Genomic DNA, 19,196 nt, shown 5'->3' on the forward strand with positions numbered 1-19,196 from the left:
GCGATTGGGCTCGCGCGCGGCTGCCGTTCGGGTTGGCGGAACTGGTGATGTTCGTGCTGAAGCAAGGCTGGGCCTGCCTGTTCGGTGGGTTGCTGCTGCTGGCGATTCTGCTGACCAAAGCCATCTGGCAACCCGACTGGCCGTTGCAGCGCTATGACGCGTTGTTCCTGTTCGCCGTGGTGACGCAAGCTGTTTTCCTTTGGTTCAAGCTGGAAACCTGGGAGGAAGCCCGCGTCATTCTACTGTTTCACCTGACCGGGACCGCGATGGAGCTGTTCAAAACCCATGCCGGATCATGGATCTATCCCGAGCTCGGCTTGTTCAAACTGGCAGGTGTGCCGCTGTTTTCAGGCTTTATGTATGCTTCGGTCGGCAGCTATATGGCCCGCGTCATTCGTATCTTCGAGATGCGCTTTGCTCCCTATCCGCCGCTGTGGCTGACCTTTCTGCTGGCGGGCGCGATCTATATGAACTTCTTCACCCACCATTTTCTGCCCGATATCCGGGTTGTGCTGTTTGTCGCGACAGTGCTGCTATACGGCCGCACCCGGATCTGGTTTCGCATCTCGCACAAGGAATGGTGGATGCCGATGCCGCTGGCCGCGTTCTTTTCCAGCCTCGCTTTATGGGTGGCCGAGAATATCGGCACAGCCACCGGAACCTGGCTCTATTCCGGCCAACGCCCCGAGCATTGGGTCAGCTTTGCCAAGATCGGCTCGTGGTACTTGCTGCTCTATGTGGCTTTCGCGACCGTCACTTTGGTCAGCCGCCAAGCCCTGCGGCGGGCTTAGACAAACCCGCGCCAAGCCAGCACGATAACCAGCAGCGCCGCCACCGCCAGAACGGAAAACGCAACCGAGGCCGCAACCCCAAGCACAGCCCCCTTGCGGCGATCTCCGCCATCGACGCCGTTCAGATGTCGCACACAGGTATCATAGGCCTGCGCCACCGACTGTTGATCGACCTGCGCCCAGAGCTTGGGGTTTTGCGCCATCGTGGCACCTGTGTGCAAAACCTCTGCCGCCGCGCGCACCCGGCGCGGCAACAAGCGCCCGCCCTTGCGCAGCTTTTCACCAAGGCCCTGACCGCGCACCCGCAAGCGGTCTTCCATCAGTGCTGCCACACGGTCGGCCATCTGTTGCAGGGGCACTCCGGTCATGCTGCGCATCCTTGTGATATCGCCGGACCTTACCGCCACCACAGATTGGCTTCAACTGGTCTGGTCGAAACAATATGTCCGCGCTATCAAGACACCATGCTTGCAACAACCACCTATCCTGCCACCGCAGCCGACCCCAACCTACCCGATGTCTTGATCGTGCATGGGCTCTATGGCTCTGCCCGCAACTGGGGTGTGATCGCCCGCCATTTGGCCGACAGGCGCGCCGTACATGTGGTCGACATGCGTAATCATGGTCAAAGCCCAAGGGCATCTTCGCAAAGCTATCCCGATATGGCGGGCGATCTGGCAGAGGTGGTCATGTCCCTGGGCGCGCCGATGGATGTGCTGGGCCATTCGATGGGCGGCAAGGCGGCGATGCAACTGGCGCTGACCCGGCCCGAACTGGTGCGTAAGCTGGTGGTGGCTGACATCGCGCCTGTGGCCTACACGCATGACCAAACCCAGTATATCGCCGCGATGCGCGCGTTGGACTTGAACGGTCTGACATCGCGGAGTGAAGCTGATCGCAGGCTCAGCGCCACTGTGAACGACCCTGCGCTGCGGGCGTTTTTCCTGCAATCTCTGGATCTTAAAGCGCAACCGCCAGTCTGGCGGCTGAACCTTGATGTGCTGGAGGATCAGATGCCGCTGATCGTCGGCTGGCCGGGCACCACAGGCCGCTTTGAGGGCCACACCCTATTCCTGACCGGGGCGTTGTCGCATTACGTCAAGCCAGAATATCGCGACGCCATCCGCAGCCTGTTCTCGAAATCACATTTCGCCAAGCTGCCCGGTGCGGGCCATTGGCTCCACGCCGAACGTCCGCGTGAGTTTGAGCAAGCGGTGCAGGTCTTTCTGAACGCCTGAGCCACGCAGATTTTTGCACCAAAAATCGTGCACGGAAAATCTGACTTTCCGGTTTGCCGCGGGCCGCGAGCCTTAGTCCAACGGGCGCTTCATCCGCAACAGCAGCCCATCCTTGCGGATAAATTGGTGATACAATGCTGCTAGAACATGACCCAGCACCAGCAAGATCAGCACCGGCTTGAACAACTCATGCACCTCGGCTGCGGATTCGACGCCGCCATACCATGCCATCAGCCCCGAGATCGGCGCCAGCACCATCGCCGCATAAAGCGCCCGGTGTCCCCATTTCGCCGCCTGCATCATCATCACCGAAGCCGCAGGTGCCTCTGGCGCACCGCGCGTGAAGCGCAGGGCCAGCCGCCATACGACAAACAGCAACACCGCGATGCCGGCGATGATATGCGCCCAAACCGCGAGGGTCATATCTGGCGCCAACCCCTCTCGAACTGCCCGCCATGCGCTGCCCATCGCGTCGCCAAAGATCATCTGAAACACGATCAGAGCCGCAACGATCCAATGCAGCGCAATTTGTGTGACGGAATAGCCCTTGAGGGTCGACATGCGGTATCCTTTCAAAACTGCCAAAGCTGATACGCCGCGCGCGTGAGGTTCCGTCGTGCCTTATGCCAGTTGTTTCGCAATCAGCCACGACACTGGCAACGCCAGCGCAAAGCCAATGGCCGCCGCCAGCAGGATTGGCTTCAAAGTTACAAATCCGGTGGTCAAGGCAATGATCACGCCCACCCCCATCAGGGTCGTCGAGACCATCGAGAAAAGTATCATCATCAGGCGTGGCATGATCTGGCTCCTTGCAGTGTCTGCAAAAACAACCTGTCACGCGACCGATCGACTCGCCTTGATACGGATCAAGCGGAGGCGCTGGGGGCGCCTCCGCTTGCGGCGGAAAAAGCCGGGTCAAACCCGAAGGCTAAGCCCGGCTTTGCCCGCCGATTGCTCCGCCCGATCCAGCAGGCGTTGCAATGCCGCACCCCGCGCGAAATCGGGATCTGCGGGGCCCTCGCCCCGGATCGCGGCGATGAAGCGTTGGTAGATCGTGGCTAGGACCGGCGCTTCAACGTCATGCCAGATTCCGGTTTGCATATCGGCCACAAGACAAGCGCGCAGCGTGCTTTCGTTCTTCTCCCAGCACACTTCCAGCCCGCCTTTGTCGCCATAAATCCGCAAGCGCAGGTCGTTCAGATGGCCAGAAGCAAAGCGCGTCGCGGCCACCGTGCCCAGTGCCCCATTCTCCAGCACGATCTGCATGGTGGCAGAATCATTGGCGTCTAGCGGGTATTCGCCAATCTGATCGCCGGGGGCTTTGTGGAAAGTGGCGAGGCGACACGAGACCTCGATCGCCGCTTGTCCGGCGATAAAGGTTGCGAAATCAAGGATATGGATGCCGACATCGCCCAACACCCCTTTCGAGCCGTGCTTGGTCGACAAACGCCACAGCCATTGGCTTTCTTTGTCCCAGTGGCCCCAAGCAGGTTGGGTCAGCCAGCTTTGCAGATAGCTCGCCTCAAAATGCCGCACCGTGCCAATCGCCCCCTCGCGCACCATCGCCGCCGCCTTTTGCAAGGCGGCCACGTTGCGGTAGCTGAGGTTGACCATGTTCACCACGCCCGCCTTCGCGGCAGCTTCAGCCATCGCATCGGCCTGCGCTTCGGACGTTGCCAGCGGCTTTTCGCAGAGCACATGCTTGCCTGCCGCCAGGAACGGCAAGGTTGTCGCATAATGTGCTGCGTCCGGGGTCACGTTGGTGACAGCGTCAAATTGGCCCCAGGCAATCGCCTCCTCAATCGAAGTAAACCGCCCGGCGATGCCGTGGCGATCACAGAACTCCGCCAGTTGCACAGGGCGCGTGTCGATGCCGCCAACCAGTGTGACGCCTTCAATCGCCTTGAAACTGTCGGCATGGTTCGCAGCCATGCCGCCGGTGCCAAGGATCAGAATACGAACGGGTTTCGCCATTACCGATACCCCGCCTCGCCATCATGGTGAAGCCGCGGCCCGCGCTCGGTGATCGGCTCTAGCGCCTTATCGACGGGGGTGTTTGGTGCGTCACCGGGGTTGGCGATGCGTGCATTCGGGTTATACGCCCATTTGACCGCATTCGAGACCACCCGCTGCACATTGGCGTCGTGATATGTCGGATAGGTTTCATGCCCCGGACGGAAGTAGAAGATATTCCCCGCGCCGCGCTTGTAGGTCAGGCCAGAGCGAAACACTTCGCCGCCCGCAAACCAGCTGACGAACACGGTTTCCAAGGGTTCCGGCACGCCAAACGGCTCGCCATACATTTCCTCATATTCCAGCTCAAAATGATCCGGCAGACCTGCTGCAATCGGATGCTGACGGCTGGTGACCCACAGGCGTTCGCGCTCGCCCGCCTCACGCCAAGTCAGGTTACATGGCGCGCCCATCAGGCGTTTGAACGGTTTGGCGAAGTGGGCGGAGTGCAGGAAGATGATCCCCATACCGCCCCAAACTGCGTTGCAAACCCGCTCGACAATCGCGTCATCGACATCGCCGTGTGCGGCGTGGCCCCACCAGATCAGCACATCAGTCGCGGCCAGTTTCTCGGCTGTCAGCCCGTGTTCGGCATCTTGCAAGGTCACGGTGGTCGCCGCAATGCCTTCGGATTTGTTCAGGCTCGCGGCAATCGTGCCATGCATGGTCAGCGGGTAAATCCCTGACACGACTTTGTTTTTCTGTTCGTGGACGTTCTCGCCCCAAACGGTGACGCGGATGCTCATGGCATGCTCCTTCTCTAAGCTGCCGCACCCCAAGGCAGGGGTGCGACCGGATGGTTTTTCAGAATTTCAGCGGATCGGCTTGCCGTTCTCATCGAACTTGTGCAACTGGCCGTCCTTCGGCGAAAGCGAGACGGTATCGCCCACTTTCATGATCAATTTACCTTCGCGACGCACGATCAAAGGCTCATCCGAGCCCACTTCAACGAACAGATAGTTGTCGCTGCCCAAATCTTCGGCATGAACAATCGTCCCCGTCCATAGACCGCCCTCAACCACGTCAATATGCTCCGAGCGGATGCCCAAGGTGGTGCAGCCGTGATCGCTGGCGAATTTTCCGGTCAGGAAGTTCATCTTCGGACTGCCGATAAAGCCCGCGACGAAGATCGAATTCGGGCGCTCATACAGCTCGGCAGGCGAGCCCACCTGTTCCAACCGGCCATCACGCAGCACGGCGATACGGTCAGCCAGCGTCATCGCCTCAACCTGATCGTGGGTGACGTAGATCATCGTCACATCCGACATCGAGTGGTGCAGCTTGGCGATTTCCAACCGGGTTTGCACCCGCAAAGCCGCGTCAAGGTTTGAGAGCGGCTCGTCAAACAGGAACACCCGAGGGTCGCGCACAATCGCGCGGCCAATCGCGACGCGCTGGCGCTGGCCGCCGGAAAGCTGCTTCGGTAGACGCTCCAACAGGTGATCAATTTGCAGCAGTTTCGCCGCCTCCATCACCCGCTTTTTCATATCCTCAGGGCTGGCCTTCGCCAGTTTCATCCCAAAAGCCATGTTGTCGTAGACGGTCATATGCGGGTAAAGCGCGTAAGACTGGAACACCATCGCGATGCCGCGCTGGCTGGGCAGCACATTGTTCACCCGTTCATTGTCAAACAGCATGTCACCGGATGAGATTTCTTCCAGCCCCGAGATCAGCCGCAGCAAGGTAGACTTGCCGCAGCCAGATGGCCCGACAAACACCATGAATTCGCCCTTCTCGACGGTCAGGTCGATGCCCTTGATCACATCCACCGCGCCATAGGACTTCTTCACGTTCTTCAGTTCGATTTTTGCCATTTTTTCAGCCCTTCACGCCGCCTGCGGTCAGACCCGCGACGATTTTGCGTTGGAAGATAAGAACGAGGATGATCAGCGGCACCGTCACGATGACGCTTGCTGCCATGATCGGGCCCCAAGGGATTTCCTGCTGCGACGCGCCGGAAAGCAGTGCAATCGCCACCGGAACTGTCCGTGTCACCTCGGACGAGGTGAAGGTCAGCGCGAACAGGAATTCGTTCCACGCCCCGATGAAGGCCAAGAGCCCCGTGGTGACCAAAGCGGGCCACAGCAGCGGCAAGAACACCTTGGTCACGATGATCCACGGCGTGGCACCATCGACAATCGCGGCTTCCTCAATCTCGACTGGAAGATCGCGCATGAAGGTGGTGAGCACCCAGACCGTGAACGGCAGCGTGAAGATCGTGTAGGACAAGATCAACGCGAAGGGAGAGTTGAACAGGCCCAGATAGGTGATCAGTTCGAACAACCCGGCAAGAACGGCGATCTGCGGAAACATCGACACCGCAAGGATCGTCATCAGCAGCAGCCCCCGGCCACGAAACCGCACCCGTGCGAGGGCGTAGGATGCCGTCACTGCGAGGAACAGTGCAAACACCACTGTCGTCGTCGCCACGAACACCGAATTCAGGATATTGCGCGGGAATGTCCGCCCGCCCAAGACTGCTTCGTAGTTCGCCCAATCGAAGGATTTTGGGAAGTAATTGGTCTCAAACAGCGCCGTTCCGGTCGCGAAAGAGGTGACAATCGCGTAGTAGAACGGGAAGATCGAGAACACCACGATCACCACGACAAGCGCGTAGAAGGCGACGGATTTCAACAACTTGTTGTTGGTCATTTGCCGCCCTCCCCAGACAGATCAACCTTGCCCAGCCAGATATACAGCGAGACGAATATCGCCAGGATCGCGAACAGCAGCGTCGACTGTGCCGAGCCGTAGGCGAATTTGTCGAACTCGATCAGGTTCTCGCGGCTGATCACCGACATGGTCTTGGTCGCCGCCGAGTTTGGCGTCAGCACATAGATCAGATCGAACACCCGCAGCGCATCAAGCATGCGGAAGATCACGGCCACCATCAGCGCCGGACGGATCAACGGCAAAGTGATCTTGAAGAACACTTTCACCGGATGAATGCCGTCGATCTTCGCCGCCTCATAGATATCGCGCGGCACCATTTGCAGGCCTGCGAGGCACAGCAAAGCCATGAACGGCGTGGTTTTCCAGATATCCACCATCAACACCGCATACATCGCGGTATCAGAGTTCGCGGTCCATGCGATCTTGGTGCTGATCAGCCCGAGGCTTAGCGCCATATCGTTCAGGATGCCGTATTGGTCGTTCAGCATCCAGGCCCACATTTTCGCCGAAACGATGGTCGGGATCGCCCAAGGGATCAGGATCGCGGCGCGCACAAAGCCACGGCCCTTGAACTCGGCATTCAGCACCAGCGCCACGATCAGACCCAGCACTGTCTCACAGGCCACCGAGACCACCGAGAACCGCACGGTGTTCCACACCGCGTTCCACCACGCCGGATCGACCAACGTCCCCCGATAGCGCACCGTGCCGTTGGACAGGGTCTGCACCTTGAAATAATTGTCAAAACCGATCCACTTGCCGCCATACAGACTGTTCAGCGATGTGTCGGTAAACGAGAACCAGATCGTTCTCAGCAAAGGCCAAGCCGCCACGCAAAACAGCGCGATCAGCATCGGCGCCAGGAACCAGAACGCGGATCTCTGGCGCTGCTGTTGCAGGCTCAGGCCACTTTCCCGCCCAATGGCAGTTTTTGAAGCTGTCATGTATTTCCCCCCTGTGACGACCTTCTATGAGGTCGAGCGCAAAAGATGGGCGGCGGTTGGCTAAAGCGCTGTGCCGCCGCCCATCCTCAAGGCGTGCCCGATATCGGGAGGATTACCAGGCGTCGCCCTTCAGGTCGGCCAGATCTGCTTCCAGTCCTGCCAGATTGTCGGCAGCCGAGCCGTTCCCCGACAGTGTTTGGTGCACCGCCGACCAGAATTTCGAGGACACCTCGTTATACTTGCCGAGCGTGGGGGCCGACGGACGTGGCACCGCGTTCAGGAACACTTCTTTCCACTGCGGGATGATTGGCTGAGCTGCAGCAATGTCGGCGTCATCATACAAAGCCACGATGGTCGGCAGCGCCGATTCCGAAATTGCCCGTGCCTTTTGCGCCTCGGGCCCAGCCAGATACAGCGCTAGGCTGATCGCCACGTCCTGATGCTTGGAGTATTTTGAAACGGCCACATTCCAGCCGCCCAAAGTTGCAGCTGAGGTATCACCTTCGGCGCCCACTGGCAGCGTGGTGACGTCGAACAAGCCCTTGACCGCTGAATCATCGCCATTGCCCAACTGGTAGGCGTAGGGCCAGTTGCGCATGAAGGCCGCGTTGCCGGTCTGCCAGACACCGCGCGATTCTTCTTCACCGTAAGCCAGCACGCCGGATGGTGAGATCGTGCCAACCCAGCCTGCTGCGGTTTCCAGCGCCTTGATGGCTTTCTCGTTGTTGATCGAGATTGTGCCATCGGCTTCAACGATCTGGCCACCGCCGTGGGATTTCACCCATTCCAGCGCATCGCAGGTCAGCCCTTCATAGGCGTTGCCCTGCCAGACATAGCCCCAAAAATCACCCTTGCCTGCCGCCCGCTCACCCTCTTGGATGGTGGTCGCAGCCGCCGTCAGCTCATCCCAGGTTTTCGGAACCGCAACGCCGTATTTCTCCAGCAAATCCTTGCGGTAATACAGTGCAGGTGCATCGGTGAAGATCGGCAAAGCCACAAGCTTGCCGCCGACGGTTTGCGACTCGATGATCGAGGGGAAATGTGTCGGTGCCAGATCTTTGGCGACTTCGGCCATATCCACAAAGTGATCCGCCAACTGCGGCGCCCAGATCACATCGGTCTGATACAGGTCAATATCGGCTGCTCCGGCGGCCAGCCAAAGCCGATACTGACCGAACTGGTCCGAGGTCGAAGCCGGCATCGGCACAATCGTCACCGTATTGCCGGTGGCATCTTCCCACGGCTTCACCAGCGTTTTGAAATTCTCAACTGCCTTGCCGACGGAGCCGGACACATAGAAGATTTCTTCTGCCATCATCGGCGTGCCAAGCGCGCTGACCAGCGCGACAACAGCGGCCGACCGCAGCGCGCGGCTCTTGAATCCAAAGGACATGGATTTCCTCCCTAAATTTTGATTGCGCCACATGGACGCTTCCCTGTTAAAAACGCTTCCTTTCCGACTTGGCTAAGACGGCCTCCCGAAGCGTTTGCAGGCGATCTAGCCCGAACCGTGCCAATTCGTCAACGATTCTCGCCTCAAAGCGCTTTCAAATTTACAGTCAGGGCACGCATCATTTGGTGCGGCACTTAGCATACCAGTTCCGTGCGCAGTAGCTGCGCCGCCGCATTTCTCTGCGGCACCGCAGCATGACCCCTTCGGAGAATGTTCTGTAAACCCTTGTTTTTACATAAGAGGATGTGGTTTCACCACAAACTAGCCCGCCTAACCGCACAGACATGGGAAGGAGCCGTTTCGGGGCCAGTTCGCGCCAATCGAACTAAAAGCGATATGAATTTCCCACAGATCCGCTGAATACGTCCTGGGTCAGATCACTGCCAGATCTGTCCACCCGCCGCGAATGGGCTTGGGTTTGCGCCCGTAAAGGCGCATGATGACCGAGGCCAAACGGATGGCCGCCGCTTGTAAGGAAAACCAAATGGCCAAGGGCATGAGCAAACCCGGCAAGAACGTGAAAAAGCCGAAGAAAGACAAGGCCAAGCCCGCCGTGGCGACGCCCAGCACGAAGAATTCCGTGGTGATCAATACCAACGGGCCGAAAGACTAAACCCCAGCGCTTAAAGCAGGGGCCGCGCCTTACGCGCCGTGCTCTGGCACCTTACCCGAAGGTGCCAGATAGGGCCGCGTGACATCGCGCAGGGTGACGTCCAGCGCTTCCACCTGCAAGCCAATCGCCCCACCTCCTGCCAGCACCAGCGTCACTAACCCGGTGCCATCCTCGCCCGGCAAGAAGCTGATATCCAGCAAGGACAGGATCGTATCGGTCGCGGTTCGGTCAATGTGCTGACTGCGCACCGCCAGCACATCTTCAAACACCAGCAGGCTTTGCACCCGTTCAAACTGACGACCAGTCTTCTCGGCGGCCTCACGGTATTCCCAACGGAAGCGGTTCAACATCAGCGCAAACCGCCGCTTCTGCCGCACCAGCGACATCTCGGTGATCGGAAATACCGCATCCTGCAAAAGCGTGGCAATCACTGCCAGCCCTTCGCCATCCTGCGCAATCAGTCGCAGCGGTTGCTCGTCGCCGTCTTCAAACCGCGCATCGCTCATCCGCTGATCCGTTCAATTTGCGCGCCCACGCCGCGCAGCTTTTCTTCAACCCGCTCATAGCCGCGATCCAAGTGATAGACCCGGCTCACCACGGTTTCGCCTTCTGCCGCAAGCCCGGCCAGGATCAACGAGACCGAGGCACGCAGATCCGTCGCCATCACCCGCGCGCCGCGCAGTTTTTCCACACCTGTCACAGTGGCATGACCGCCATGCACATCGATCTTTGCACCCATCCGCACCAGTTCTGGCGCGTGCATGAAGCGGTTCTCGAAGATCTTCTCCTCCAGCACCGAAACCCCGTCAGCGGTGCAGAGCAATGCCATCATCTGGGCCTGCAAATCGGTCGGGAAACCGGGGAACGGCTCTGTCACCACATCCACTGCGCGCACGCGGCCATTCTTGCGCGTCACTTTCAGCCCGCGTTCGGTTTCCACCACCGAAACCCCAGCCGCATCAAGCTTTTCAGCAAATGCACCGACAAGGCTCATCTTGCCGCCCAAACATTCGACCTCACCGCCACAAATCGCTGGCAGCAACATGTAGGTGCCTAGTTCAATCCGGTCCGTCACCACCGGATGGGTCGCGCCACCCAAACGGTCAACGCCCTGAATGGTGATCGTGCTGGTACCTTCGCCGTCGATCTGCGCGCCCATCCGGCGCAGACACACCGCGAGATCGACGATCTCCGGCTCGCGCGCGGCGTTTTTCAGAACCGTGGTGCCCTTCGCCAAAGTCGCCGCCAGCAAAGCATTCTCGGTCGCGCCCACCGAGACGAACGGGAACTCCACCACCGCACCACGCAAACGGCCACCCGGAGCCTTGGCATGGACATAGCCATCGCGAAGATCGAGCTCCGCCCCCATCGCCTCGAACGCTTTCAGGTGCAAATCCACCGGACGCGCGCCAATCGCACACCCCCCCGGCAATGACACCACGGCATGCCCATCCCGCGCGAGCAACGGGCCCAGCACTAGGATAGAGGCACGGAACTTGCGCACGATGTCGTAGTCGGCGGTGTGGTTGTCGATCTTGTGGCTCGACATTGCCAGCACAAGGCCATTCTGCATGCTGGCAACTTCTGCGCCAAGCGATTGCAAAAGCTGCGTCATCGTTGCGATATCGGACAGTCGCGGCGCGTTGGTCAGCGTCAGCGGCTCCTCTGACAACAATGTCGCGGGCATCAGTGTCAGACAGGCATTCTTTGCCCCCGCAATCGGGATCACCCCGTTCAGCGGTCCATTGCCTTTGACCAAAATCGAATCCATCTGCCTAAGCCTCACTCGTTTTTGTTGTTATCGTCGATCTGGCCCGCATCAGGGCTATCCGAATCCACGGCCGACCTTGCCCGCGCCTGCGCCTTCCTGCGGCCCATATTCGCCTTCAACGCCAGCTTCAAGCGCGCCTCGCGCTCGATCTCACGTTGGGATTTGGGCTTGGTCTGGCCAATATCATCAGATTTTTCACGCATGTGCCCTTCTAATACAGGGCCGCCGAAGCGTCCAGCAAGCTTGCCAAAAAATCCGCCAGTTTGCTCTTGCACCCTGCTGCGAACGCGTCTATTCAGCCGCCACGCAAGCGGTTCCGAACGGTGCCGCAGCATCCGGCGCTGCAGTAGCTCAGTGGTAGAGCACTCCCTTGGTAAGGGAGAGGTCGGGAGTTCAATCCTCCCTTGCAGCACCATATTTCCTTATTTCAGATCAATAAGATATATGCTATTAACGGCTTAGATCGGCTTCGGTCTTCGCCAGAGTGCTGAATTATAGCTTTGCAAATGGCCCGTCGCACCAAACATCCCCGCACCTTGGGTTCTGTTGATAGCGTGGATGCCCTCTTCTGGTGGCAAGACGAGAAACGACACTGTCCTTTAAACACACCGCCTCGGCCGCACCATCTGACGGCGCTGTAGCGCGTATCACCTACAAAGTCAGGTGGAGACCAGAATGCGGTGCTTCAAACTGCTCGATGAGCGCGGCCCTCTGAATGGTTTGCAGGTAAACCATTCAGAGGGCAATGCGTTGCGCCTGACCTCGACACGCAGTTGGAAGAAGCTCTGATCGGGGCAGAAATCCGAATGCTAACGGGATGCTCTAGGTGCAAACGCGAAGTATAACATGCCCCCGAAGGTCACAACGCCCCCCCACATGAGATTGTCGTCTCCCAAACTGGTCCTCGTTTGGCCACCAATCATCACAATGGGCACCGCTCGCGGTCTCAACCACCCCTCACGACGATCACATGCTGCGGCTTAACCCTTCAACGTTGCGATGATCTTGGCGGCCAGTTGATCCAGCGCCGCCCCAGTCGCCCCGGCGACGGAGGCTGGAGCCAGATCGGCCATCGGAACTGAAATCGCAAAGCGGTTCAGGCTGTCAGAGACAGCGCCGCTGGATGAGGATATTGCGAACTGCCCTTCCAGATAAAAGCTGCCATCGGCCCTGGCGCTCATCTGATCAATGCGGACCTGCACGCGTGCCTGCGGCTCGGTGTTCAGCGGCCAAGGCTCGGCTGCGACATTGGCCGTGGAGGCCGCCTCCAGACTGCGCGCCAAAGCCCCGGTGACACCGCGCGCGGGATCATCTGCCCAGATCGCCTTGGGCACCGGACGCAGCGCGCCCGCAGCGTCCTCGACAACAATCTCGGACGCCGAGGCATAGGCGGGCAGCGACACATCCCGCACCTCAATGCTGCTGACGCGCAACCGCGCTTCGGTAGCAGCTGTTGGCGCAGGGATCTCGAAGCGCGCCTTCTTATCGCCGCAGGCAGTCAGGCTGGCCAGAGCGAGCAAAATGATCAAGGTCTTGTGCATCTTAACGTCCGATCAGCAGAGAGTTGGGATTGCGCTCGATGGTGCGGGCAAGCTGCGTTGCGGCCTTTGCGGCGGTTTGCAGTTCGCGCAAAAGCTGCAGAGTTTGGCCGTTGAAGTCGGATTTCGCACCATAGGCCGAGATCAGCGCATTGGCCCTGCCAACCAGCGCGTCCAGCTCTGCCGTCAGCTTCGGCAGATCATCCGCGGCCGTCGCCACCGATTCCGCCGCCGTCTTGGCCGAGGCCAAAGCGGCATTGACGTTTTCGACCGCGCCGCCTTCGCGCAGCTCTTTCAACGCGGCTTGAACTTGCACCAATGCCGCCGAAAGATCCGCAGGCAGTGCCTTCATGGCATCGGTGCTGATGACGCCATCGGCAGTCTGGATCAGCTTGGTGGTGCTGTCGATCAACTCTTCCGCATTCAGCGCCTTGGCCTTGGCCGCCAGTTCTTGCAGGTCTTCCACCAGTTGCGGGAAGTCCTTGGACGCCTCATCCAGATTGGCCGCGATCTTGTTGGCATTGTCCAACAATGTGGCCAATTTCTCTGTCGCGCCACGCTTTTGCAGATCGTCAATCACCGCGCGCAAATCGGCAATCGCGCCACGCAATTCCGTTGGGATGGCTTGGGTGTCGTCCTTGTTGATCAGCCCGCTGGCATCGTCCAGCAGTTTGACCAGCGCGCCGGGGGCTGCGCGGGTATCCTCAGATCCCGCTACCGCCTCAATAGAGGCCATCAGGGAAATGGCTTGCTGCATCAGTTCTTCAATCGGCAAGCCGTTGATGCGTCTCAGCATCCCATCCGCTGTGGCGTTCAGATCAGGCAGATCCGATACGACACTGGGCAGCACCGGCACCATGTCGGAACCGACGACCATCGCAGCCGAAGGTTCCTTCGGCAGTTCTGCCAGTTCGATCTTCAGCGCAGCACTGAAAATGCTGGTGTTGGCCAGGCGTGCCCGCAGGCCTTTGTCGACCGCATCACCCAGAAATGCCATCACCTCAGACTTGCCTGTGCTTTCGTCCAACCCCAGCGCCTGCGGGTCAATCTCAAGCTCGGTGCGCAATTTGACCACACGACCGCCACCGCTTGTGCGTTCGATGAAGGCGTTGATCCCGGTGACCTGCCCGATGCGAAAGCCGTGGTATTCCACCGGAGCACCTGCCGCCAACCCGTTGACAGAGCCAGTGAAAATAACCGCCAACGGCACGGCATTGTCGCCGATCTGGGTGAAAATACTCTGCCGCGCAGAGTCTTCATCGTCAAACAGATTGAACACCGTGCTGTCATTGATCGGCTCACCGCCGCTAAAGGTGGTGTCAAAGGCGATGCCCCCACGCAACAACGATCCCAGACTGGAAACATCCAAGGCAACGCCACTTGGTCCCAGTTTCACCGAGAACCCCGAGGTGTCCCAGAACCGCGTTGCCGTGGTGATGAATTTGTCGTTGGGCGCGTTGATAAAGGCATCAACCAAGACACTGTCGCCGGTGTCGGTGATCCGTGGCACATCCAGTTTGCCGACTTCCACCCCGTTGAACATGATCGGCCCCCCCGTCGGCAGCAGCGAGCCATTCTTGCTGCGCAGGGTGATGCGGGTGCCTTGACGGCCGGGGCGCACGATTGGCTCTGCCTCCAACCCGGCAAAGCTGCGCACGTTCGAGTTCGATACAGGCTCCCAAGCGCCCTCGATGTAAACCCCCGAGAGCACCGTCGACAGACCTGTGATGCCGTTGGCGGTGACGTTGGGCCGCACCACCCAGAACTGACTGTCCGACGGCAGGGTCGCCGCAACATCCTTCTGGACCCGAGCGGAAATGATCACCCTTTGCAGATCGGGGGTAAACTGCACATTCTCTACCGTGCCGATGACGACCTCGCGGTATTTCAACGTGGTCTCACCCGGCAGCACCCCGGCTGCGGTGGAAAAAGTGATCGTGACCAAGGTGCCGCGATCACTGTAGTTTTTCCAGGCGATGCCCAAAGACACCATAAGCGCCAGCACAGGCACCAGCCAAACCAGCGAGAGGTTGCGCCAAGGCGAGTGGCGCGGCGGCTCGATTTCAAGTTCAGGGGGGGCGAGGTCAGTCACGCTACACGCTATCCTTCGAGTCGGTATCCCAGATCAGTCGGCTGTCAAAGCTCATCGCTGACAACATGGTACATACCACCGACAGGGCAAAGCTGATCGCCGCTATGCCGGGCTTGACGCTGACGACCGTGCCCAGTTGAACGAGCGAAGACAAAAGCGCAACCACGAAGACATCAATCATCGACCAGCGGCCAATGAACTCGACCACCTCAAGCATCCGGTGTTTCAGATGAACCGTATGTCTGTCCGGGCGCTGCACCTGCACGGCCAGATAGGAAATCGCCACAAACTTGCCGATCGGAATGACGATACTGGCGACGAACACGATGGCTGCAACCGCATAAGACTGGTGCAGAACCAATTCGACCACGCCGCCCAGCAGCGTGTTGGATTGGGTCTTGCCCAGCGTCGTCGTCTCCAGCATCGGGTAAAGATTGGCCGGGATATAGGCCATAAAGCCGGCAAGCAGCCAAGCCCACACACGTTGCAAACTGGTCTCATCCCGACTGCTGAGCACTTGGCCACAGCGCAGGCAAAGCTCAGTCTCCGCCTGATGTACGCGCCCACAGGTGCGGCAGGCGATCAAACCCGCCGCACGCGCGGTTATCAGTCGGGTCTGCGATCCTCTAGCGTGCGCCATATCGTCAACCTACACATGAAATTATCATTCAAGACGGTGATCAAGACCAGCGCCGTAAACGCCCAGAACGCAGGACCAATCGTCAAGATAGCCAAGCCTGCCACTTTGACCAGTGCAACGGCCACTCCGACGATAAAAATTTCGGCCATTGCCCAAGGCTTAAGGGTTTCGGCCAGCCGAAACGCCTGAAGCGCACCCTTTGCGGGCGCCCAGCCAATCGCCATTGGGGTCAAGGCATATAGGATCGCCGCCAGCCGCATCAGCGGCAAGACCACGATCAAACCGGCGGTCACCAGTGACAAGGGCAACATGAGCCCGGAAGAAAACGCAAGGATGGCGTCAATGACCGAGTTTTTCTGCGTCAACCCCCGCGCTTCCAACGTCAGAAATGGAAACGAAATCGCCGCCGCCATCAACACGGTGGCGGTCAGGGCAAGCATGACGATCTTGGTCATCGCGCTGTTATGAGGCGCCAACAACACCGAGTGACACCGCCGACACCGCGCCTTTTGCCCCGGAGCCACCGCAACCAGGCGATGCAATGTGTCACAGGTCGGGCACGCCACCAACTCGGCCAGCGCCTGATCATCTAGATCGGAAAGATTTCGGGGAATGGGTTGAGGCGCGACATTCATCCCTGCATCCTAAACCGACGCCACGCGCAAAGCCAATCAACTGTCGGTCGCAGAATGATTTGGAGTCTGCTCTGCCCCCGGACAATCTCTCAGTTTGGTGCAGAGCAAGCCCAACCTATGATCTGATACCCAAATTTGGACCGCCGGAAGCAGGATTTTGCAGCCTTGGTCACCACGACAGGTTGGCGGCGGCATCTTCAGGAGAGTATAGCGCGCTCAGGAGGTTGTATCCGAGGCGCTGTGTAGGCTATCGCCGTTGTAGTGTCTGTGCCAACCCTCCAGCTTTTCGACTGCAACTGCAAGGCTCATGAACCAGTAGGCTGTGAGGCATTCAAATCTCGGCTCACTATTTAAAGCTTCTTAAAGCTTCGATGAAGCCGTTTTCGGTCGGTTTGCCTGATCACCGACGCCAGCATCTCGACGGTCCGGGGACCTGAACCGCGCCGGGTTTACCGGATGCTCCAACTCTTGAGTAGGATGGAGCATCATGAGCAACACCACGAACAAGTTTTCCGCCGAAGTGCGCGAACGTACGGTGCGGCTGGTCCTCGGCACTGAGGGGCAGCACGGGGCGGGTTTGCAGGCGAACATGTCGATTGCGGCGAAGATCGGCTGTGCACCACAGACTCTGAACGACTGGGGCAAGAAGGCCGAGGTCGATTGCGGCAAGCTCGCGGGCGTCTCCAGCGATATGGCTGAACGGATGAAAGCACTAGAACGTGAGAACCGCGAACTGCGCCAGGCGAACGAGATCCTTCGCAAGGCCCACGCAAACTTTGCGATGGCCCCTCTCGGCGAATGCATGCATTCGCCCGCTCGGCAACGGGAACTCGACCGCCGGTCGAAGTGATGGTGTCGTTCATCGACGCGCATCGGGATGCGCGCGAGGTCGAACCGATCTGCAGCCGATCGCCCCTGCCACCTACTATGACCACCTGGCCAAGCGTGCCGATCCGGCGCGGCTGTCTGATCGTGCCAAGAGCTATGAGGCGCTTCGGCCGGAGATTCAGCGCGTGTTCGATGCGAACTGGTAGGTTTGTGGTGTGCGCAAGGTCTGGCGACAGTTGCGACGCGAAGGGTTTGACGTTGCCCGCCGCACGGTCGCCAGACTGATGAAGGCGGTGGGTGTTCAAGGGGTTATCCGGGGCAAGCCGCACAAGACGATGATCCCTGACAAGAAGTTGCCGTGCCCCCTCGGCCGCATGATTTGCATGCGCCTGCCGGCAATGGCTGGACAACGTGAACTGCCAGTTTCGGATACCCGCGCCGAACATGCTGTAGGTATCGGATTTCACCCATGTCGCCACCTGGAAGGGGTTCGTGCATGTCGCTTTCGTCATCGACACCTATGCCCGCAAAATCATCGGCTGGCTCGTCGGCACCTCGGCGCATGCCGGTTTCGTCCTCGGCGCCCTCGAAAAGGCCGTCTATCAACGCTGCCCGACCAAGGACATCGGACTGGTTCACCACAGCAACCGTGGCAGCCAGGGCGGATTCAACCGCCCGCCAAAGCCGAAGCAAACTTCTACGCAGCTCTGGAAACCGAAGCCATGGCCGCGCAACTAAGACCAATCAGCCTCCGGCAAACCCGGCGCGGTTCAAAATCCTAAAACAGCTTCGCCACTGCTGTCCAAAGCTGTAGTTCCACGTAGGCGGACCTTGCCTGACCAATCAACATGCTTTGCGATCGGCCTGGGTCAGTTCGCTACTTGGAACACCGGAACGAACGAGGCTGGGGCGAGGGTCTCCTGTGTGCCGACCTCGTCGATGTTTTCGAGCGTCAAGGTGACGATGCGCGGCCCCGCATGGCGGATCGTCAGATTGTCTTCGATGGCGCGCACCGCAAGTTCGACCGCCAAGCGCCCCTGAAGAACGGCGAAATCGGTCGGGGCTGCCAGAATGCGCCCGCGCTTGATGCCGCGATAAACGCCGTGGCTGACATAAGTTGAGACGACGCCGATCCGGCCTGTCAAATTGCGCGCGCGCAGGATCGAAACGGCAGCCTCGGCCATCGGACCGCTGCCGACGAGGTAATCCACCTCGGGTACGCGGTCGAGCACATCTTCGACCAAGAGCACCTGTTGCTCGATCCCGGTATCGCCGTAGCGGGTGGCGACGATCTGGGCGGAACTGTCGGCAAGGGCCTCGAGAAACCCTTGTTCGACGAAATGCACCCAGCCGGCACCTTTGGGGCCGGGAAACCATGCCAGCTTGACCGCAGGGCCGCCCTTTGGATGCCGCGCCGCTATAGCGCGCCCCGCCGCCGCGCCCATCTCCCGCCAAGGCACGCTGGATTTGGCAGAGATGCCTGCATCGTCCATGTCGTTCACCGAAGCGATGACGGGCATCTGTTGCGCAATCTCCAGAACAGCCGGGGACAGGCCATTATAGGAGACTGGCCCAAGGATCAGCGCATCCATATTGCGCTTGCCACAAGCTTTCACCTGTTCGATCTGGCGGGCGAGGTTTGGGTAGCCGCCTGCCTCGTATAGATCGAAGGACACGCCGAGCCGGGTGGCTTCTTCGACCATGCCGTAGTTGACGCTAAGCCAATAGGCGTCTTTCAGATGCGGATAGAGCACGCAAAGTCGCCATGGTTTGGCGGCGTGATCAAGCGGATGGTAAAGCAGAGGCTGGGTTTGGCTGTCATCATCAAACGGCACGGTCGGCACATCCAGTTGCCAAGACTCGGCGTTTGCGGGTTGGATGGTGACGGCAGCAATCGCCGCAAACAGGACGTGTCGCAAAAATCTCATGCCTTTGCTTCCATCCCCTGTAATCTGATGTCAGATCAG

At 59.4% G+C, this 19,196-nt stretch carries 21 protein-coding genes, 1 tRNA gene, 4 pseudogenes and 1 other annotated feature; of the genes and pseudogenes, 8 read left to right on the forward strand and 18 right to left on the reverse strand.

The window, feature by feature from the left end:
• Positions 1-791, forward strand: a 791-nt coding sequence (locus U1A24_RS08925) for a DUF817 domain-containing protein (protein ID WP_322321634.1), incomplete at its 5' end; no start/stop codon positions are given.
• On the opposite strand, the gene U1A24_RS08930 is transcribed toward U1A24_RS08925, so the two are convergent.
• The gene (locus U1A24_RS08930) at positions 788-1,159 is read right to left on the reverse strand and encodes a hypothetical protein (protein WP_322321635.1); all 372 of its coding nucleotides are present in this window, start codon (positions 1,157-1,159) and stop codon (positions 788-790) included. The genes U1A24_RS08925 and U1A24_RS08930 overlap by 4 nt on opposite strands.
• 96 nt (positions 1,160-1,255) lie before the next feature.
• On the opposite strand from U1A24_RS08930, the gene U1A24_RS08935 reads away from it, so the two are divergent.
• Positions 1,256-2,029: an alpha/beta fold hydrolase gene (locus tag U1A24_RS08935; RefSeq protein ID WP_322321636.1), complete on the forward strand. Its 774-nt coding sequence runs from the start codon at positions 1,256-1,258 to the stop codon at positions 2,027-2,029.
• Between the two features lie 72 nt (positions 2,030-2,101).
• On the opposite strand, the gene U1A24_RS08940 is transcribed toward U1A24_RS08935, so the two are convergent.
• The 8 genes from U1A24_RS08940 to U1A24_RS08975 all read right to left on the reverse strand — a co-directional run bounded on the left by U1A24_RS08940 (position 2,102) and on the right by U1A24_RS08975 (position 9,052).
• On the reverse strand, positions 2,102-2,590 hold the full coding sequence (locus U1A24_RS08940; protein WP_322321637.1) for a cytochrome b: 489 nt from the start codon (positions 2,588-2,590) through the stop codon (positions 2,102-2,104).
• Positions 2,591-2,650: 60 nt separating this feature from the next.
• Positions 2,651-2,827 (reverse strand): CTP synthetase, encoded by a 177-nt coding sequence (locus U1A24_RS08945; RefSeq protein WP_322321638.1) that lies wholly within the window; start codon positions 2,825-2,827, stop codon positions 2,651-2,653.
• 117 nt (positions 2,828-2,944) lie between these two features.
• Entirely contained in the window at positions 2,945-4,003 is a 1,059-nt protein-coding gene (locus tag U1A24_RS08950; RefSeq protein WP_322321639.1) for a Gfo/Idh/MocA family oxidoreductase, read from the reverse strand.
• On the reverse strand, positions 4,003-4,788 hold the full coding sequence (locus U1A24_RS08955; RefSeq protein WP_322321640.1) for a ThuA domain-containing protein: 786 nt from the start codon (positions 4,786-4,788) through the stop codon (positions 4,003-4,005). The genes U1A24_RS08950 and U1A24_RS08955 overlap by 1 nt, the downstream gene beginning before the upstream one ends.
• Positions 4,789-4,854: 66 nt before the next feature.
• Positions 4,855-5,856 (reverse strand): ABC transporter ATP-binding protein, encoded by a 1,002-nt coding sequence (locus U1A24_RS08960; RefSeq protein ID WP_322321641.1) that lies wholly within the window; start codon positions 5,854-5,856, stop codon positions 4,855-4,857.
• Between the two features lie 4 nt (positions 5,857-5,860).
• Entirely contained in the window at positions 5,861-6,694 is an 834-nt protein-coding gene (locus U1A24_RS08965) for a carbohydrate ABC transporter permease (RefSeq protein WP_322321642.1), read from the reverse strand.
• Positions 6,691-7,659: a sugar ABC transporter permease gene (locus tag U1A24_RS08970; protein ID WP_322321643.1), complete on the reverse strand. Its 969-nt coding sequence runs from the start codon at positions 7,657-7,659 to the stop codon at positions 6,691-6,693. The genes U1A24_RS08965 and U1A24_RS08970 overlap by 4 nt, the downstream gene beginning before the upstream one ends.
• Positions 7,660-7,771: 112 nt before the next feature.
• Positions 7,772-9,052 carry an ABC transporter substrate-binding protein gene (locus U1A24_RS08975; protein ID WP_322321644.1) on the reverse strand — a complete coding sequence of 427 codons (1,281 nt, stop codon included), beginning with the start codon at positions 9,050-9,052 and terminating at the stop codon, positions 7,772-7,774.
• 499 nt (positions 9,053-9,551) lie between these two features.
• Here U1A24_RS08975 and U1A24_RS08980 point away from each other — a divergent pair, with 499 nt between their 5' ends.
• Entirely contained in the window at positions 9,552-9,725 is a 174-nt protein-coding gene (locus U1A24_RS08980) for a hypothetical protein (protein ID WP_322321645.1), read from the forward strand.
• A gap of 29 nt (positions 9,726-9,754) precedes the next feature.
• On the opposite strand, the gene U1A24_RS08985 is transcribed toward U1A24_RS08980, so the two are convergent.
• The 3 genes from U1A24_RS08985 to U1A24_RS08995 are packed head-to-tail and all read right to left on the reverse strand — an operon-like array spanning position 9,755 to position 11,699.
• Positions 9,755-10,231 (reverse strand): DUF2948 family protein, encoded by a 477-nt coding sequence (locus U1A24_RS08985; RefSeq protein ID WP_322321646.1) that lies wholly within the window; start codon positions 10,229-10,231, stop codon positions 9,755-9,757.
• Positions 10,228-11,496, reverse strand: a complete 1,269-nt coding sequence (murA, locus tag U1A24_RS08990; RefSeq protein ID WP_322321647.1) for a UDP-N-acetylglucosamine 1-carboxyvinyltransferase — start codon at positions 11,494-11,496, stop codon at positions 10,228-10,230. The genes U1A24_RS08985 and murA overlap by 4 nt, the downstream gene beginning before the upstream one ends.
• Positions 11,497-11,507: 11 nt before the next feature.
• Positions 11,508-11,699 carry a hypothetical protein gene (locus U1A24_RS08995; protein ID WP_322321682.1) on the reverse strand — a complete coding sequence of 64 codons (192 nt, stop codon included), beginning with the start codon at positions 11,697-11,699 and terminating at the stop codon, positions 11,508-11,510.
• 137 nt (positions 11,700-11,836) lie between these two features.
• On the opposite strand from U1A24_RS08995, the gene U1A24_RS09000 reads away from it, so the two are divergent.
• Together U1A24_RS09000 and U1A24_RS09005 are read left to right on the forward strand one after the other, a co-directional pair.
• Positions 11,837-11,911, forward strand: a tRNA-Thr gene (locus U1A24_RS09000).
• 188 nt (positions 11,912-12,099) lie between these two features.
• Positions 12,100-12,201 (forward strand): annotated as a pseudogene (locus U1A24_RS09005) (IS5/IS1182 family transposase); the annotation flags it as partial.
• A gap of 275 nt (positions 12,202-12,476) precedes the next feature.
• Here U1A24_RS09005 and U1A24_RS09010 read toward each other — a convergent pair.
• The 5 genes and pseudogenes from U1A24_RS09010 to U1A24_RS21680 all read right to left on the reverse strand — a co-directional run.
• Complete coding sequence (locus U1A24_RS09010) at positions 12,477-13,037, reverse strand: PqiC family protein (protein WP_322321648.1); 561 nt, start codon at positions 13,035-13,037, stop codon at positions 12,477-12,479.
• 1 nt (position 13,038) lies between these two features.
• The gene (locus tag U1A24_RS09015) at positions 13,039-15,126 is read right to left on the reverse strand and encodes an intermembrane transport protein PqiB (protein ID WP_322321649.1); all 2,088 of its coding nucleotides are present in this window, start codon (positions 15,124-15,126) and stop codon (positions 13,039-13,041) included.
• A gap of 1 nt (position 15,127) precedes the next feature.
• The gene (locus U1A24_RS09020; protein ID WP_322321650.1) at positions 15,128-15,766 is read right to left on the reverse strand and encodes a paraquat-inducible protein A; all 639 of its coding nucleotides are present in this window, start codon (positions 15,764-15,766) and stop codon (positions 15,128-15,130) included.
• Positions 15,733-16,221, reverse strand: coding sequence for a paraquat-inducible protein A (locus tag U1A24_RS09025; protein WP_322321651.1), 489 nt, complete (start codon positions 16,219-16,221; stop codon positions 15,733-15,735). The genes U1A24_RS09020 and U1A24_RS09025 overlap by 34 nt, the downstream gene beginning before the upstream one ends.
• Positions 16,222-16,617: 396 nt before the next feature.
• A pseudogene (locus U1A24_RS21680) lies at positions 16,618-16,746 on the reverse strand (IS3 family transposase); the annotation flags it as partial.
• A gap of 142 nt (positions 16,747-16,888) precedes the next feature.
• On the opposite strand from U1A24_RS21680, the pseudogene U1A24_RS21685 reads away from it, so the two are divergent.
• From U1A24_RS21685 to U1A24_RS21695, 3 genes and pseudogenes are all read left to right on the forward strand, one after another.
• Positions 16,889-17,089 (forward strand): annotated as a pseudogene (locus U1A24_RS21685) (IS3 family transposase); the annotation flags it as partial.
• Between the two features lie 121 nt (positions 17,090-17,210).
• Positions 17,211-17,318: a sequence feature (AL1L pseudoknot), on the forward strand.
• A gap of 126 nt (positions 17,319-17,444) precedes the next feature.
• A pseudogene (locus tag U1A24_RS21690) lies at positions 17,445-17,498 on the forward strand (hypothetical protein); the annotation flags it as partial.
• A 223-nt stretch (positions 17,499-17,721) separates the two neighbouring features.
• A complete protein-coding gene (locus U1A24_RS21695) occupies positions 17,722-17,967 on the forward strand; it encodes a hypothetical protein (protein ID WP_416136384.1) in 246 nt (81 codons plus the stop codon).
• Positions 17,968-18,098: 131 nt separating this feature from the next.
• Here the strand turns inward: U1A24_RS21695 and torT are convergent, their stop codons facing one another.
• Entirely contained in the window at positions 18,099-19,157 is a 1,059-nt protein-coding gene (gene torT / locus U1A24_RS09040) for a TMAO reductase system periplasmic protein TorT (RefSeq protein WP_322321652.1), read from the reverse strand.
• Positions 19,158-19,196 lie beyond the last annotated feature (39 nt).

The sequence above is a fragment of the Cypionkella sp. genome, assembly GCF_034376685.1.
Taxonomy (GTDB): Bacteria; Pseudomonadota; Alphaproteobacteria; order Rhodobacterales; family Rhodobacteraceae; genus Cypionkella.

Bases quoted from the DNA above. Each gene is read 5' to 3' on its own strand.
- U1A24_RS08930 (WP_322321635.1), bottom strand. From the start codon at position 1,159: ATGACCGGAGTGCCCCTGCAACAGATGGCCGACCGTGTGGCAGCACTG.
- U1A24_RS08935 (WP_322321636.1), top strand. From the start codon at position 1,256: ATGCTTGCAACAACCACCTATCCTGCCACCGCAGCCGACCCCAACCTA.
- U1A24_RS08940 (WP_322321637.1), bottom strand. From the start codon at position 2,590: ATGTCGACCCTCAAGGGCTATTCCGTCACACAAATTGCGCTGCATTGG.
- U1A24_RS08945 (WP_322321638.1), bottom strand. From the start codon at position 2,827: ATGCCACGCCTGATGATGATACTTTTCTCGATGGTCTCGACGACCCTG.
- U1A24_RS08950 (WP_322321639.1), bottom strand. From the start codon at position 4,003: ATGGCGAAACCCGTTCGTATTCTGATCCTTGGCACCGGCGGCATGGCT.
- U1A24_RS08955 (WP_322321640.1), bottom strand. From the start codon at position 4,788: ATGAGCATCCGCGTCACCGTTTGGGGCGAGAACGTCCACGAACAGAAA.
- U1A24_RS08960 (WP_322321641.1), bottom strand. From the start codon at position 5,856: ATGGCAAAAATCGAACTGAAGAACGTGAAGAAGTCCTATGGCGCGGTG.
- U1A24_RS08965 (WP_322321642.1), bottom strand. From the start codon at position 6,694: ATGACCAACAACAAGTTGTTGAAATCCGTCGCCTTCTACGCGCTTGTC.
- U1A24_RS08970 (WP_322321643.1), bottom strand. From the start codon at position 7,659: ATGACAGCTTCAAAAACTGCCATTGGGCGGGAAAGTGGCCTGAGCCTG.
- U1A24_RS08975 (WP_322321644.1), bottom strand. From the start codon at position 9,052: ATGTCCTTTGGATTCAAGAGCCGCGCGCTGCGGTCGGCCGCTGTTGTC.
- U1A24_RS08980 (WP_322321645.1), top strand. From the start codon at position 9,552: ATGACCGAGGCCAAACGGATGGCCGCCGCTTGTAAGGAAAACCAAATG.
- U1A24_RS08985 (WP_322321646.1), bottom strand. From the start codon at position 10,231: ATGAGCGATGCGCGGTTTGAAGACGGCGACGAGCAACCGCTGCGACTG.
- murA (WP_322321647.1), bottom strand. From the start codon at position 11,496: ATGGATTCGATTTTGGTCAAAGGCAATGGACCGCTGAACGGGGTGATC.
- U1A24_RS08995 (WP_322321682.1), bottom strand. From the start codon at position 11,699: ATGCGTGAAAAATCTGATGATATTGGCCAGACCAAGCCCAAATCCCAA.
- U1A24_RS09010 (WP_322321648.1), bottom strand. From the start codon at position 13,037: ATGCACAAGACCTTGATCATTTTGCTCGCTCTGGCCAGCCTGACTGCC.
- U1A24_RS09020 (WP_322321650.1), bottom strand. From the start codon at position 15,766: ATGGCGCACGCTAGAGGATCGCAGACCCGACTGATAACCGCGCGTGCG.
- U1A24_RS09025 (WP_322321651.1), bottom strand. From the start codon at position 16,221: ATGACCAAGATCGTCATGCTTGCCCTGACCGCCACCGTGTTGATGGCG.
- torT (WP_322321652.1), bottom strand. From the start codon at position 19,157: ATGAGATTTTTGCGACACGTCCTGTTTGCGGCGATTGCTGCCGTCACC.